12 protein-coding genes are annotated in these 14,766 nt (G+C 56.6%); 5 read left to right on the forward strand and 7 right to left on the reverse strand.

What is annotated here, in order from left to right:
* Positions 1-28: 28 nt before the first annotated feature.
* From wrbA to A8B82_RS04050, 3 genes are all read left to right on the forward strand, one after another.
* The gene (wrbA, locus tag A8B82_RS04040; RefSeq protein ID WP_067288504.1) at positions 29-628 is read left to right on the forward strand and encodes an NAD(P)H:quinone oxidoreductase; all 600 of its coding nucleotides are present in this window, start codon (positions 29-31) and stop codon (positions 626-628) included.
* Positions 629-711: 83 nt separating this feature from the next.
* Entirely contained in the window at positions 712-1,935 is a 1,224-nt protein-coding gene (locus A8B82_RS04045; protein WP_067288506.1) for a CaiB/BaiF CoA transferase family protein, read from the forward strand.
* On the forward strand, positions 1,935-2,849 hold the full coding sequence (locus A8B82_RS04050) for a hydroxymethylglutaryl-CoA lyase (RefSeq protein WP_067288507.1): 915 nt from the start codon (positions 1,935-1,937) through the stop codon (positions 2,847-2,849). The genes A8B82_RS04045 and A8B82_RS04050 overlap by 1 nt, the downstream gene beginning before the upstream one ends.
* A 26-nt stretch (positions 2,850-2,875) precedes the next feature.
* Here the strand turns inward: A8B82_RS04050 and A8B82_RS04055 are convergent, their stop codons facing one another.
* Entirely contained in the window at positions 2,876-4,390 is a 1,515-nt protein-coding gene (locus tag A8B82_RS04055; protein WP_067288509.1) for an AMP-binding protein, read from the reverse strand.
* 199 nt (positions 4,391-4,589) lie between these two features.
* Between A8B82_RS04055 and A8B82_RS04060 the strand changes: the two genes are divergently transcribed.
* Entirely contained in the window at positions 4,590-5,162 is a 573-nt protein-coding gene (locus tag A8B82_RS04060; protein ID WP_082899120.1) for a MarR family winged helix-turn-helix transcriptional regulator, read from the forward strand.
* A gap of 43 nt (positions 5,163-5,205) precedes the next feature.
* On the opposite strand, the gene A8B82_RS04065 is transcribed toward A8B82_RS04060, so the two are convergent.
* From A8B82_RS04065 to A8B82_RS04075, 3 genes are all read right to left on the reverse strand, one after another.
* Complete coding sequence (locus A8B82_RS04065; protein ID WP_067288512.1) at positions 5,206-5,985, reverse strand: helix-turn-helix transcriptional regulator; 780 nt, start codon at positions 5,983-5,985, stop codon at positions 5,206-5,208.
* Positions 5,986-6,452: 467 nt separating this feature from the next.
* Positions 6,453-7,583: an iron-containing alcohol dehydrogenase gene (locus tag A8B82_RS04070; RefSeq protein ID WP_082899121.1), complete on the reverse strand. Its 1,131-nt coding sequence runs from the start codon at positions 7,581-7,583 to the stop codon at positions 6,453-6,455.
* Between the two features lie 53 nt (positions 7,584-7,636).
* Positions 7,637-8,923, reverse strand: a complete 1,287-nt coding sequence (locus A8B82_RS04075) for a cytochrome P450 (RefSeq protein ID WP_082899122.1) — start codon at positions 8,921-8,923, stop codon at positions 7,637-7,639.
* Between the two features lie 377 nt (positions 8,924-9,300).
* Here A8B82_RS04075 and A8B82_RS04080 point away from each other — a divergent pair, with 377 nt between their 5' ends.
* Entirely contained in the window at positions 9,301-9,627 is a 327-nt protein-coding gene (locus A8B82_RS04080) for a 2Fe-2S iron-sulfur cluster-binding protein (protein ID WP_067288695.1), read from the forward strand.
* 532 nt (positions 9,628-10,159) lie between these two features.
* Here the strand turns inward: A8B82_RS04080 and A8B82_RS04085 are convergent.
* The 3 genes from A8B82_RS04085 to A8B82_RS04095 all read right to left on the reverse strand — a co-directional run bounded on the left by A8B82_RS04085 (position 10,160) and on the right by A8B82_RS04095 (position 14,626).
* Positions 10,160-11,056: an alpha/beta fold hydrolase gene (locus A8B82_RS04085; RefSeq protein WP_067288528.1), complete on the reverse strand. Its 897-nt coding sequence runs from the start codon at positions 11,054-11,056 to the stop codon at positions 10,160-10,162.
* A gap of 71 nt (positions 11,057-11,127) precedes the next feature.
* A complete protein-coding gene (locus tag A8B82_RS04090) occupies positions 11,128-11,943 on the reverse strand; it encodes an oxidoreductase (protein ID WP_067288529.1) in 816 nt (271 codons plus the stop codon).
* Positions 11,944-12,157: 214 nt separating this feature from the next.
* Positions 12,158-14,626, reverse strand: a complete 2,469-nt coding sequence (locus tag A8B82_RS04095) for a 2Fe-2S iron-sulfur cluster-binding protein (protein ID WP_067288532.1) — start codon at positions 14,624-14,626, stop codon at positions 12,158-12,160.
* Between the last annotated feature and the right edge of the window lie 140 nt (positions 14,627-14,766).

A 14,766-nucleotide genomic window follows, 5' to 3' on the forward strand; every position in this document is an offset into this window, starting at 1 on the left:
GTCGCAGACAAAATTTCAGGAGCCACAGGTGACCAATATTACAATTGTATATTACAGCAGCACAGGCCACACCCATGCGCTAGCTAACGCCGTTGCCGAAGGCGCACGCGCAGAACAGGCCACGGTTCGCATCCGTAAGGTGCCCGAGACTGCACCTGACGCGGCGATCGACAGCCGAAAGGAATGGCGCGATCACCTGACCGAGACGCAGGACATCCCCGAGGCCACGCTGGAAGATCTGGACTGGGCCAACGGTATGATCTTCGGAACGCCGACCCGCTTCGGGTTACCCGCAGCGCAGATAAAACAGTTCATTGACCAAACCGGGCCGCTTTGGTCCCAAGGCAAGTTGCAGGACAAGCCCGTCAGTGTCTTTGGCGGTGCCGGAAATGCGCATGGCGGGCAAGAATCAACCCTGCTCGCATTGTGCAACACCTTCTATCACTGGGGCTCGGTTATCGTACCCAACGGGTACACCGACAGCGCATTTGGCGCAGCAGGTGGTAACCCATACGGGCTGAGCTTTACTGCCGCTGGTGTTTCCAAGCTGCCGGACACCATCCTGAATGCTGCCCGCAGTCAGGGGCAACGCATGGCGCGCTTCGCGCGATTGCTGTCGGCTGATTGAGACCCGACCGGGAACCCTCGCTCTACCCTTCCCGGTCAAACCCCACCTACAATTTTCCTCAAGACAAGATCTGGTTACCCATCATGACAACAGACCAAGCCTCCGGCCCTCTGAGCGGGCTTAGGATCCTGGAAATCGGCCACTTTGTAGCTGCTCCGTTTTGTACTCGCCTGCTGGCAGACCTTGGGGCGGATGTGATCAAGATAGAACCGCACGGGGGCGATCCGGTGCGCAAATGGGGTGCGTCCGTTGATGACAATTCGCTCTGGTGGTCGGTACATGGGCGCAACAAGCGCTCTGTGCGGCTGAACCTGAAAGCTCCGGGAGCCACGGATATCGTCTTGGATATTCTGCGCAACTGTGACGCTGTGGTCGAGAACTTTCGTCCCGGCCAACTGGCCCGTATGGGGCTGAGCAATGAAACCATGCGCCGTGACAACCCAGGTTTGATAGTTACCCATGTTTCGGGCTTCGGGCAGGACGGCCCCTATCGCGACCGTGCGGCCTTTGGCGTCATCGGCGAAGCGATCGGGGGATTGCGGTATCTTTCGGACCATGCACCGGGCACAAGTGATCTGCCCCCGGTTCGGGCGGGCATCAGCATCGGGGATTCCCTGGCCGGACTTTATGCAGCGTTTGGTCTGGTTACAGCACTCTGGCAGCGCGACCAGGCGAATGGCGATGGGAAGGGGCGCACCATTGACGTTGCGCTTACGGAATCTGTTCTTAGCATGATGGAAGGCACATTGCCGGAATATGGTATGCTGGGGAACGTGCGCCAGCCCACTGGCTCGCGCATTCCCACGGCCGCACCGTCCAGCGCCTACCCCACAAAGGACGGGAAATGGGTGCTGATCGCTGGCAACTCGGAACCGATCTTCAAACGCCTGTGCGAGCTGATTGGCTCGCCCGAACTGCCAGATGATGTTCGCTTTGCCAGCAACCCAACCCGTGTCGCCAATGTCGATGAGCTCGATGCCATCATCGCAAACTGGACCTCTCAGCAAGAATCCACCTCGCTGCTTTCGCTTCTTGAGCAGTCGGATATCCCTTCTTCCGGGATTTACAGCGCGACCGAGATCGCGAATGACCCACAGTACCGGCAGCGAAATATGGTGCGCGAGGTCGAGGATGCCCGGTTTGCAAAACCCGTTCTGCACCCCGGTATCGTACCACATTTCGTCGAAGACCCAGGAAACGTCAGGTGGTGCGGCCCCGCTATCGGCCAGCACACTACAGAGGTGCTGACGGAAGTTGGCTATGATGCAGACACCATCGCCACATTAGTTGCAAACGGAGTGATCTGATGCTGAACGAACGTTTGAAGGTGATCGAAGTAGGCCCGCGCGACGGGTTTCAGGGCATTGGCCCGTTTATTCCGACAGAGGAAAAGATCGCCTACCTTGAAAGGCTCGTGGCGGCAGGGCTGACCGAGATTGAAATCGGATCCTTCGTCAGTGCGCGCGCGCTGCCACAGATGGCCGACACACCGGAATTGCTGACCGCCTGCGCCAGAATCCAAGGCGTGACCCCACGGGTTCTGGTGCCCAATGCCAAATATGCCCGCCGGGCGCTGGACCATGGCGCGCAAAATCTTGTTTTTGTGCTCTCCGTGTCCGAATCCCATAATCGCAACAATGTGCGGCGTCATCCAGACGAGTCCGCGGATGAATATCTGGAAATTGTCGCGCTACTGCCTGACGGCGTAAAGATGCGGCTGGATCTGGCGACGTCTTTCGATTGTCCATTTGAAGGACGGATTGAGTCCGACGCGACACTGCGGATGATCGAAAAGCTTGCACCGGCTTTGCCCGAAGCCGAGATTTGCCCCTGCGATACTACGGGAAAGGCAGTTCCCGATCAGGTGGGGCAACTGTTTCGCGACGCAAGTCAGAGCTTTCCGGATGTGAAACGCTGGGCTCTGCATGCACATGACACCTACGGGCTAGGGCTGGCCAACGTGTTTTCAGCATGGCAAGCAGGCGTTCGCATTATGGATGCCTCATTTGGAGGATTGGGCGGCTGCCCCTTTGCACCCGGTGCAACGGGCAACGTCGCGACCGAAGATCTGGTGTGGATGTTCGAACGAATGGGCGTTGAGACAGGTGTCGATTTGGACAAACTGATACCATTGTCCAGCGCCGCCGAGAAGATCCCCGGCGGTCAGACAGGTGGGCGCGTGCGCGATGCGCTGACCAAGAAAGGCGATTGCGTGGCCTGATGACCCGCAACTGGTCCAAATGCTTCTTATTGCGTTTGGACCAGTTGTTCTCGCAATTGTCTTTTTACGACCTTGCCATAGTTATTTTTGGGAAGCTCCGAAATAAAAACATAGCGCTTCGGGCGTTTGAAACGCGCGATCCGCGCATTGCAAAGATCGTTCAGAGAGGCTTCGCAAGGAGTTTTCCCTTGTGCAGCAACAACCACCGCCACGACGATCTCCCCCCATTCTTCATCCGGCAATCCGATAACGCTGACCTCTTCTACATCAGGATGCGTGAACAGCACTTCTTCGACTTCGCGCGGGTATACGTTGGTCCCGCCGGTGACGATCATATCCTTGGAGCGGTCCCGCAGAGTCAGCGTGCCCGACGCGTCAAAACTGCCCATATCGCCGGTCCATAGCCATCCGTCGCGAATGGCATCCGCCGTGGCAGCTTCATTGTTCCAATAACCCTGCATCACGACACCCCCCCGAACGATCACTTCGCCGATTTCGCCGGTCGGCACTGGCTTACCGTCTGCATCGGCCACCTTCACCTCGGCACCGCTGCGCGGCCAGCCCACCGAAGCGAGCGTGTCGTCATGCGCATTGCCGAAGTCGCTCGAACGCAGGCCGGTGATTGTCATCGGACTTTCGCCAAGCCCATATATTTGCACAAAGACCGGGCCAAAAACTTCCAGAGAGCGCTTTATTTCCCCCAGATACATAGGCCCGCCGCCATAGATAATCTTGCGCAAGGCATCTGCCCTGCCCGTTCCGGCTTCCACGGCCAGGCGCAGTCTTTGAATCATGGTCGGAGCAAAAAAGGCAGTCACACCGGGGTGTTCTTCGCACAGTTGCATGAATTCTTCGGTGTCAAAGCCGCCAGAGACAGGAACAACCTGCCGAGCGCCACGTGCCACATATGCTGGCATATACAGCCCTGAACCATGCGACATCGGGGCCGCGTGCACCAAGCTTGTCCGCGTGTCGGGATCATCCATATCTGCCAGGTGGCTTAGCGTCATCATCATGAGGTTTTGGTGGCTCAGCATCGCTCCTTTGGAGCGCCCGGTAGTGCCGCTGGTAAAAAAGAGCCAGGCTAGCTGATCCGGTTTGGTCTGCGCCGCGGCACTCGCCAAATTGTCGAAAAGGTCGTGATAGCCCTGGCTACCGATCCCGACGAGGGACACCGAAGAGCCTCTGTCCTCAATCGCATCGGCAAGCGCTTGCAGTTTACCATCGGAGACGATGACCAGTTCCGCACTCGCATCGTCCAAGATATCTGCCGCTTCGAATGGATGCAATTTGCTGTTTATCGGCGTGGCAACCATGCCCGCCGCCCATATGCCAAACATTACCTCCACATACTCGGGAACGTTTTCCGAATAGATGGCAATGCGGGTGCCTGCGGCATAACTATTGCGCAACCCGGCACCAAGCTTCAGAGATCTCTGATGCAGCTCTGCGAATGTTAGTTCTTGGCATTTACCGCGAAAAACGGCCCCCAAATCAGGAAACCGCTGTGCCGCCTGGTCAAGCAAAGAGAACATATTCATGCCATTGCCTCAATTTTCTTCCTTATCTATTTTTGGCCGCTCTAAATGACATTCAGCCATCCAGTAGCGTTGACCTTGCAGCATTTTATCCCCAGTTTGGCCAGATAGCTGTCCCCAAATGCGTGACAGACAATTGGCTGAACGCTATGCTATCAATCTTTATTGATAAATTGAGGTCGCTCTGGTTGGGCTAAGAAAAATGCAAACAGAGAGAAAAACAAAATATTTGCCGCCGGATGAGCTGCTGGTTCAGTTTCGACTTCCTGAAGATTCCGATTTCGTTATCGAAAGAAGTGCTCTGCGGGCTTTTTCGCTTCTATCGAACCGGGGCAGTTGGATTCTATCCAGCATGTACATCAGCAGATACGGGTTGAATGTGATCGGCTGGCGGATTTTGGCGATACTGGCTACAAATTCCCCGCTTTCGGCCAAGGACATTGCAGAAATGCTGGCCACCGATCAGGTCACCATAAGCCGGGCGACCGAGCAACTGGCAAACAAGAATCTGATCCGGCGCAGAGTGGACCCGAAGGACCGAAGACGGCAACTGTTGCGGCTGAGCAAGCGCGGCACCGATATTTACAACCAGATCCTGCCCCTGTTGTTTGCAACCGAAAACGCCATACTGTCTCCTTTGTCGACCGATGAAAGGCGGGAGTTTATGCGGATGCTCTCGATTGTACAGGATCATTCGGATGAGACTGTGCGCGAAGGCACAAACTGGGAACATATCATCGGCGAATACGGCTACAGGGAAGAAAATCTTCGGTAGCCGAAAGCGCTTTCGCTGCCAGAAAAGCCTGTCGCACGGAATGTTAGTTCACATTCTTCGTCCAGTCGCTCCAGATCTCAAGATACCAGACCAACAACTCGCGCTGTCCTCTAAGTTCCAGCCGGGTATAGGCGCGCTTGCGATATGTCATGACGCTTTCCTTGCCGATGCCAAGATCAGAGGCGATGCAATTGGATGTCATTCCGCTCAGAATTCGGGCGCAGACCTCTACTTCACGTGGCGACAGGCTAGAGGCGTCGGAAAGACAATCCTCGACATCCTCGATCACTGAGAGTGCAGGCGCGAATTTGACCTTACGGTTCATCAGCTCGGCATGTTTGGCCACCGAAGCAAGGATTAGTGAAGCATAGGGTTGAAGCTTTTCAATGTCTCCTTGGGAAAGCGCAGCCGTCGTATCCGAGCGCACCAGCTTAAGGCAGAATACATCCTGCTTCACGCGCGCCAGCGCCAAAATTTCAGACGCCGACGTCTCGGACCTGCCAGCCATGGGCGCGTCTGAACTATATGTTCTGACACGTGTGACGTGGCTCGCGGTCATCATCTGGCGTTTGACGTTGTGGATATCTTTTTGAATCGCGTGAAACTTCGTCGAAGGAAGAAGGCCCGCGGCGGATATCTCGCGGATCTCATAATTACGAAGCCTGTAGCAAACGCAATAATCAACGCCGATCAGTTTGTTTATCGCCCCAAGTAGATTGCGTGGAAATTGGGGTAAGCCAATTTCGGTGATAACCTCTGTCATGTCGTTTAAGCCGACTTCGGCGTACGGATCTACCTCCAGAATATCGAACATCGCTGTCATCACCTCCTCCAATGATCATGATGGACATCACTCGCCGATTCAGCTTAGTTACATTTCGAAAAGATTGCAATATGCAATTAAAAATCAGGATGTTGTGAAAACCATATTATTATTAATCAGTTACATAGATCGCCACGTCCAATTTTGGCGCAGCACACACGTATTACTTGCAACCACACAGAATCAGCGAGACGGGCTGATACCCCGTCTCAGCTCGAATTCGTCAGTCTGGTGTTGGGGAAGACCACTGGCTGCGGCCTTGAAACGGGTCGCCCGCACAGCCCGTCTCGATGAACGGCACTATGCGGTTTCTGCTATCTCCTGCGGCCATCAGAAGCCGCGCGTACGTTGGCAGGCAAGGTTGATCGCCTCGCCCACGCCGAATTGCCGAATACAAAAAAACGTGCTTGCTCCGTCCGCTCGCTTGAGAACGCGCAGACAGTGGTCAACGGGCGGGGGATTCTCAATCAGTAAGCGGCATCGAGAACAGCATTTACAAAGTCGGCAGAGGGGCGCTGCGCGAAATCTCCCGCATTCTCCGGCTCGGAAAAGAAATCAATGGCGTCAGACAGGGCTTCAGATTTGACACCGCAGTCCGAGAGGCTGGATGGCAATCCGAGGTCCAGAAGCAGTTCGGCGACAACCTGATCAAGAGGGTTGTCGCTCAGTTCCATCGCGGCAACAAGCTCTGCCTGGCTCTCAGCTGTTCCGCCAGACTGGCGCAAAACATGGGGCAGAATGACTGCAGACACCAGGCCGCGTGGCAGGCCAGTGACAGATGACAGGACGCGCCCGATCCGATGGCATGGTCCGGGGAGTGCCCCTTGCGCCAATCCTTGCGTGGCCAGCCAAGCGCCCTTCTGACACATCAGTCGCGCATCGGTGTCCAACGGGTGTGTTCGGGAACGGCGCAGGCCCTTTGTCAGCAAGGTTAACCCATGCAAGGCAGCGGCCTTGGCAAGCGGTCTCTCACCCAAGGTGTTACCTCCGGTTTCGATCGCGTTGACAACGGACGCCATTCCAGAGGCAAGCCATTCCGATTCCGGTGTGGTCAGGGTTGCATGCGGATCCAACAGAACGATATCGGGCGCCAGATCTGTGTGCTGTACCGGTTGAAGCCCGCCTGTTTCCTTGTCTTCGATCACGGCAAATGGAAGATATTCCTCGCCCGAAAGCGTGGTGGGAATAGCAATAAGGTACGGCCTCGGGGAGGCTGCTGTTGTCGATTTGCGCAGGCGTTCGAAATCCTCTGGCACGGCGACATTATTGGTCAGACACACGCGTGCTGCCTTTGCCGTCTCGATCGCAGCGCCACTACCGGCTGCAACCATCGCCTCGGTTCCGGCGTGACGGAGCGCACCGGTAACGCTCAGCACCGCTGATCGGTCCGCACGATCCGACAGCCGCTCAGAGTATGCGTCGCTCAAGATCTCCTGGAACGACTGAACATAGCTTTCCGCAGCGGCCGACGTCATATTGGTCACCAGAATTGTCTGCCGGGACCAAAGTTCGCTCAGAGCCTTGGGCAGCATCTGAGAAACTGGGTCGCCGTACATTACGATTTGGCGAGCGGGCGGTTCATATCTGACCAGAGGCATAGTTCACCTGAAGCTTAGTTACCTGTTGCGTCGTTCCAACCCGTCACTGTTCGTCACCCCTGAAGGTCGACCCACAGTGACTTTGGTGCGCGAAAGCCGAAGGCCCGGACAAAGTCGATCTCTTCATCCGCGGCAAGCTTCATGTTCGGAAACTCCCGTGTCATCGTCTGGAAAAGCAGTTTCATTTCGAGGCGCGCCAATGGGGCACCCATACAGAAATGCAGGCCGTTTCCAAATGTCAGATGCTTACGCACGTTTTTGCGATCCAAACGGAATTCATCCGGGTCTTCGAACATTTCCGGGTCTCGGTTCGCCGCAGCAAAAGAGATGACGATGCCTGAACCGGCAGGAATGTCCATTCCCCCGATCGTAACGTCCTCAACCGCACGACGGCGCCAGTTGGCCACCGCGCCATACATGCGCAACCCTTCTTCGACTGCCAATGGAATGAGCGAAGGTTCATCCACCAACTGCTGCCACAGGCCGTCACCTGACAGCAACGCATTTAGAAGATGGGTAGATTGGTTGGTGGTTGTTTCATGGCCCGCGAACAACAACCCAAAGGCGGCCGAGTTGATCTCATTCAGAGTCAGCTTGTCGTCGTCGCCATCACGTACGGCCAGCAAATCACTGACATAGTCGTCTCCGGGATTGAGCATTTTCTTTTGCACGTGTTTCACGCAATAGTTCCAGAATTCGACCAGATTGCGTGCTCCATCAATCTGCTTGTTCTTGCTGGAATGTGTAAAGCTCATCAAAGCCCGGTCCATTGCCCAAGCTTTGACTTGGGCCGCGTCGCTTTCGGGAATATCCAAAAGACTGAAGATCACTCGCGCAGGAAACTCGTAGATAAAGTCTTTCAAGATATCCACACGGTTCTTGCCCTGCAGATTTTTTATCCCTAGTTCGACGTTGCGCACGATATGTGGCTCAAGTGCCATCAGTCGTTTCATCCCCATCGCCTGGCTGACATGGGTACGGATACGATCATGGCGCGGCGGGTCACAGTTCACCTGGATACCTTCCAGTGCGTATCCGCCCTCATCGAGAATGCTCAGAGCTTCCTGGGGGACTGGCGCGACTGGCGTGTTGGCATTTGCCGCTGAGAACACGCTTGGATTACGCAGAATGCTCATCACGTCATCATAGCGCGTGACCACCCAGTAATCGAGTTCGGGTGAATAGAACACCGGCTCGGATTGACGTGCCTCACCCAGTACCTTGTACATGGCGTGTTGGTCGTACGGATCCCAACGATGACCGATGCTGCCGACGGGGCAGACGGCCTTGGGCAGATCCCAAACTTTAGCCAGATCACTCGGGGGTTTAGCTACACTCATCTTATACTCTCCGTATTCCACGCATAAAGGGATGCTAACAAAGTGCTAAGTCCTTCGTGTCACCTGCAAGGTGGACATGGGACAAAAATTCGTCGCCTTCGCATCATTGCCTTTGCACACGGACCGCCAAGGCGACCAGCCCGTGGAAGTAGAGCACACAAGAAAATTTACATTGCTTGGCGACTTAGTGTCCAGAGCCTTACCTCTGCTTCTGTCATGCAGGTTAGCACAGTTCCGGCTCGAAAGAGGTGAAGCCAAGCTCAAACCACCCGAGTTGTGCCCTCTGGGGGGACATGACCCGGCGGGCTTTTGAAATACGAAGACCCCATCCAGCTCTACCCAGGCAAACATACAAGAAGCGAATGGACAGTTCTGATATGCCCAAAATCACATATGTCGAAAACGACGGCACACGCCACGAGGTCGAAGTGCCCACAGGAAACACAGTCATGGAAGGTGCCCGCGAAAACAACATCCCCGGCATTGATGCGGATTGCGGAGGTGCTTGTTCTTGTTCAACCTGCCACGTTTATGTCGACTCTGCATGGATTGACCGTTTGCCCTCACCTGAGGGCATGGAAATCGACCTTCTGGATTTCACCATTGCCCCGGATGAGCGACTGTCCCGATTGTCTTGCCAAATCAAAGTGACCGACGACATGGACGGGCTGGTAGTGGTTGTACCGGAAGAACAGGCTAATTGAGGAAGAGTTTCGATCTCCAGAAATGGTTGGTGGGCATTGGCCAGTTGTTCAGGTGCTATTTTGAAAGGTCGCTGCGGCTGAAGTGAGGGTAACATCTCAGCGCCATAGTCCGCCCGCTGGCAAATGGCACCTGAACGTGCGCGGTGCCTTAAGCCGCCTCCACGATCAGTTGAAGGTTCGCCTCGGCGATACCGCGCATTAGGTCTCGTTGATCGTACTTTTGCAAAAGCTCTGACAGATTCATGTTGGTCTTGCTTTGAGCGTCCGGCCTTAAACATGAACCACTTGTTCGCTGCCTTCGCCTGCGGCTCAACGCGAAAAGTGATGTGCGATGCCTCAGGTTAAAGGCCGGATGCTTTCATGGGGTCTCCGTATGGTCCGTGGTTGAAAATCAACATCATGGGTCTCCACATCATCTGAAACAGACCATATGGACCTAAAGTAAGGATCATATAATCAGAGCATCCCAGTTGCCGCCAACGGCTGCCATCCCAAAGGCCCGGCCAGACGCCCGGTACGTGTCCGCAGTAGGTCAGTTTGACGGCGCTTGCCCGAGGAAGGAGCTGATCAGGGCGTTGACGGCATCCGGCTTTTCAAGATGAAGGAAATGGCCGCACTCTGTCACAATCTCCTGCCGCAACCCGGCTGGAAATCTGGACCCGAAATCGCCGCCCACATCCGACCCTATGCAGCCATCGTCCGCACCGTGCAGGTACAAGGTCGGCACCTGAACCGGATCGGTATTGAGCCGGGCCTGCCATGCGGCCGACTCGGGCCGGTCGTCTGCCAGACCAAAGGTGTGGCGGTAGTAGTTGAGGGTGGCTTTGGCCACGCCAGGTTTGCGGAATGTGGCTTTCAGCGCTTCCATATCCTCTGCAGGGAGATCAAAGCCCGGCGACCACTCTGACCAGAGCCGGTCGACAAAGGCGAAATCCTGATAAGCGAGTGCAGTTTCGGCAAACCGTGACAGGAAGAAGAACATGTACCACGAGCGGCGCTGCTGGTCCGGGTCGACGATAAGCGCCTTGCCAAAGCCCGCACCGAAGGGGATCGCAAGGGTGACAAGTTTTTCGATCTTTTCTGGCGCGAGTACGGCGGCACTGTAGGCCGCAACCGCGCCCCAGTCATGACCGATCACACTGGCGTGGCCGCCGCCCAGGGCGTCGATCAACCCGACGACATCCTGACCCAGCGCGGCGCTGTGATAAGAACCGTCCGCCGGAACGTCGGAGGGTGCGTAGCCTCGCATATAGGGTGCCACAACACGGTATCCCAGCCGAGAGAAGGCTTGCAATTGGGGACGGAACGACAGCGCGTGGTCGGGAAAGCCGTGCAGGCACAGCAACAGCGGCCCCTCGCCTTCCTCGATGTAAGTGAAGTTAAGCCCATTGGCCTTAACCTGATGCTCCTTGAAGGTATTCGCCGTCATGATCTACTCTCGAATTTATGTGATCGGGTTGTTCGTGATGTAGGGTCGTGCGCTGCTTTTGTCTGAGGACGTCACACCGGCAGACCCGCCTGTTTGCGCAGGCTCTTGTCGAAAGCGGCTTCGGGGACAAAGCGCCGCAGCATGCGAACCTGGCGCGCCATCTTGCCTGCCGGGTAGCGGCGGTCGGGCGTGGCGGCGCTGGCCGCCTTCAGCACGGTCTCGGCAACGACTTCGGGGGGGTCACCTTTTTCGCAGCTCTTGATCATGAATGCGACGTTTTGCTTGCGCGCTGCATCATAGATCGAAAGCGGTTGATCGGGTGTGCTCTTGTTCACCTCGAACGGCGTATCGGTATAGCTGGGCTCCACCAAGGTCACCCGGATGCCAAAGGTGCGCAATTCGTGATCGAGCGACTCGGAATAGCCTTCGATGGCGTGTTTGCTGGCGGAATAGATCGCATTGTAGGGCGCGGGGATCAGCCCCATGACCGGGCTCATATTGACGATCCGGCCCGCGCCTTGCTGGCGCATTGTCGGCAGCACGGCATTGGTCACGCGCATTGTGCCAAAGACATTCACGTCGAACAGCGCCTTGGCCTGGGCGATTGAGGATTCCTCAGCGCCGCCGATAAGTCCGACGCCAGCATTGTTGACCAGCAGGTCGATGCGCCCGGCAGCAGCCAGCACCTGCTCGACCAGCTCCGCCACGGCGGCATCATCGGTCACATCGCAGATCAGCGAGGTCACGCCTTCCGGGGCTTTTTCCTCAGCGCGCAGCCCGGTGCCAAAGACAGCATAGCCCGCCTTGAGCAGGGCTTTGGCCGTTGCATAGCCGATACCTGAGGATGCCCCGGTCACAAGGGCGACCCCTGGCTTGGTCTTGCTCATCTTATTCATTTCCTTTTTTTGCCAACTTGCGTCTCAAATCGACGCTTCCGCCGGAGAGGCAAGGTCTGGTCGGTAAACGTTGTCGATGGTCAGAACTTGTATGCACGCTCTCGCTCTTACTTCGTCTGGACGTGGCTGCCCCGGTCCATCGTCGCCATGGCATTCTACTGATCCCGCCGCCACTTGGGTTCGGGGCGGCGGGGCCAAGGCAGGCTTAGACGTCCAACACCACATTTCCGTCGGGTTCTGCCTGACAGGCCAGGATGTAGCCTTCTTCCTTTTCATCATCGCTGAGCGCTTCGTCTGTTCCCATTCGGACCTTGCCGCTCTTCAACTTTACAAGGCATGTGCCGCAGGTCCCCGAACGACAGGCGTTATCAATGTAGACCTCGGTTTCATCGGCCACGTCCAGCAGCGTCATCCCCTCGCGGGCGTTCGCCGTCAGGCCGGAGTCAACGAACGAGACCTGAGCGACGACCTTGGCCGACTTGTCGACCTTTTTCGTCGGATCGCGCTTGTCCGTGCCAAAGGATTCGGTGCGAACCTGTCCGGCCGGTACGCCCAGTCCGATCAGCGTTTCCTTGACAGCATCCATCATCGGCGTTGGTCCGCAGATCAAGGCAGGGTGCAGCGCGATGTCCGGGACATTGGCCTGCAGGAACCGGTCATTGATAAAGCCGGTGGCGCCGGACCAATCGGTGCCCTCGGGATTGGTGATCGCCGTTGCAACCCGCATCCGCGGATTGCGGGCCTTCAGGCTGTCGATCTCGCTTTGGAAAATGTAGTCCTGCGGGGTCAGGAAGCTGCTCAGCATATAGATCGTACCGGGCCACTCGGTCTCGGTCAGGTAGCGCGCGATGCTCATCATCGGGGTGATCCCGACACCGCCGCCGATCAGAACCACGCTGGGGCCTTCGCTGCCCGAAAACACAAAGCTGCCGCTCGGGGCCTCGACGTTGATACGATCACCGACTTTCAAATCGTCGTGCAGCCATCGGGACACCAGGCCCATGTCTTCGCGTTTCACGGTGATTTCGATCCGGTCACGCCAGCTCGGTGACGAGGCGATGGTATAGGAGCGCCGGGTCGCGATGCCATGGGGTGCGATGTCGAGCGTCAGATATTGCCCGGCCACATGCCGGAACGGGATATCGCCGCCCCGCGGATTGGTGAAACGGAAGGTTTTGACGTTGCGGGTCACCTGTTCGATGTCACTCAGAACCAATTCCCCGAACCAGCGGACCTTGCCGCTTGTCGGGTCGTTCTTTTCAAACGGTCGGATCGCAGGCACGATCAGCGATGCTTCGGGCAGCACCTCAACATGCTCGCGCTTGATTTCCGGGGAAGGGAAACACTTGCCAAAGGCAAGCAAAAGCTTGGGGTTACCAGATATCTTGAACTTGCGCCGAGCGAGTGCCCAGACTAGGTTTTTCTCCTTGGCAAGAAATCCCAGCCAGGTCTTTGAATCTGCGGTCAGGCGAAGATCGGCTTTGCCGATCAGCCCTTCGCGGATGGTGATCTTGCGGTCCTTGATGGTGATCGTGGCCTTACGACTCTCGGCGCCGGTGAAGGTAAAGTGATAGGTCGCATTCAAGCCGCGCGACTGGTCAGGCTGAAACACAATTGGCATGAAGGTCAAGAGACCGGAAATCGTGCGGGGCGTCATACCGTTGCCGACGGGCTTGACGGTCTTGTTCTTCCATTTGCGCCGCGCCACCGCTTCGGCGTCGGTCCCGGACACCACATAGATCGTCTCCGACCTCTCCTGAAGCGGCCTCAGGATCTCCCGACGGTGAGCGGCCTTATCGTTCAGATAGGGGCCAATCACATCCTCGCCCGCCGGGCATACCGCCATGCAATAAGCGGATTTGTAATTCGCCCCATAGGTCAGGCTTTGCCACATAGAAGAGGTTTCGGGCTCGTTGACGCGCTTACGATAATCGATCGCATCCTTGGAGTCGGCGATCTGTTCGACCCAGTCGTTAAACCCGCCCATGAATTCACGGTAGTTATGGGTAAAGCAGGCTGAGAAATTGAATTCTCCATCGGGTTTGATTGCGCCCACCGGGCAGGCCGCGACGCACAGATTGCATTCAAGGCAGGGGTTATAGTCGATTGCGATGTCGACCTTGTTGATTTCCTGATCGAGCAGAACCGTGCCAAGCAGGACGAAGTTGCCGAATTTTGGGTGGATCAGGTTACGGTGGATGCCCATCCGGCCAAGACCTGCGGCAACGGCCACTGGCTTGTGCGAGACGATCCACACCGCGGCACCTGGATTTTTCTCCATCTCCATCGGAAAGCCCATCGCCGGATTCACCGCGCGAATACCGCGATCCTGCAAGCGGGCGACGATGCGTGCCGCAACCTCATTGGTCTCGTGACCGGCACGGTGAAATTCCATATTGGACACTGATCGCGGCGTTCCCCGCACGGGCTCGCGCGCCATCTTGATGACGATGCTCACCAGTGATTTCGTCCAGGGGTAATTCTTGAGAATCTCGTCGCGTTGCGGATCGAGTTCGGTGCGGCCGATCTCGACCAGCCCGGCGTCATCGGCACCGCATTCGATCGCAAGCGCGCGCAACTCGTCACCGGTAAGCGATTGAACAGTGGCAGCCCCACCAACAGTCCGGCCCGCTTCGCGCATATGTCTTACAGTGGGGTGTTCATCGAGTTTCATACTATTCCTCTCCTTGAGGTCATATTTCTTGCCGTCAATTCGTCTGTTTCCGAAGCAGTAACGACAGGCAGTTTACGTCCAAAATGTCTTACGAAAGCCGACCCGATTGCGGTGCTTGGCCGCCTCGGACGCGCCACACC

This window comes from Sulfitobacter sp. EhC04 (assembly GCF_001650875.1).
In the GTDB taxonomy this organism is placed as follows: Bacteria; Pseudomonadota; Alphaproteobacteria; order Rhodobacterales; family Rhodobacteraceae; genus Sulfitobacter.

Bases quoted from the DNA above. Each gene is read 5' to 3' on its own strand.
- A8B82_RS04045 (WP_067288506.1), top strand. From the start codon at position 712: ATGACAACAGACCAAGCCTCCGGCCCTCTGAGCGGGCTTAGGATCCTG.
- A8B82_RS04055 (WP_067288509.1), bottom strand. From the start codon at position 4,390: ATGAATATGTTCTCTTTGCTTGACCAGGCGGCACAGCGGTTTCCTGAT.
- A8B82_RS04080 (WP_067288695.1), top strand. From the start codon at position 9,301: ATGCCCAAAATCACATATGTCGAAAACGACGGCACACGCCACGAGGTC.
- A8B82_RS04085 (WP_067288528.1), bottom strand. From the start codon at position 11,056: ATGACGGCGAATACCTTCAAGGAGCATCAGGTTAAGGCCAATGGGCTT.
- A8B82_RS04075 (WP_082899122.1), bottom strand. From the start codon at position 8,923: ATGAGTGTAGCTAAACCCCCGAGTGATCTGGCTAAAGTTTGGGATCTG.
- A8B82_RS04095 (WP_067288532.1), bottom strand. From the start codon at position 14,626: ATGAAACTCGATGAACACCCCACTGTAAGACATATGCGCGAAGCGGGC.
- A8B82_RS04050 (WP_067288507.1), top strand. From the start codon at position 1,935: ATGCTGAACGAACGTTTGAAGGTGATCGAAGTAGGCCCGCGCGACGGG.
- A8B82_RS04060 (WP_082899120.1), top strand. From the start codon at position 4,590: ATGCAAACAGAGAGAAAAACAAAATATTTGCCGCCGGATGAGCTGCTG.
- A8B82_RS04065 (WP_067288512.1), bottom strand. From the start codon at position 5,985: ATGACAGCGATGTTCGATATTCTGGAGGTAGATCCGTACGCCGAAGTC.
- A8B82_RS04070 (WP_082899121.1), bottom strand. From the start codon at position 7,583: ATGCCTCTGGTCAGATATGAACCGCCCGCTCGCCAAATCGTAATGTAC.
- A8B82_RS04090 (WP_067288529.1), bottom strand. From the start codon at position 11,943: ATGAGCAAGACCAAGCCAGGGGTCGCCCTTGTGACCGGGGCATCCTCA.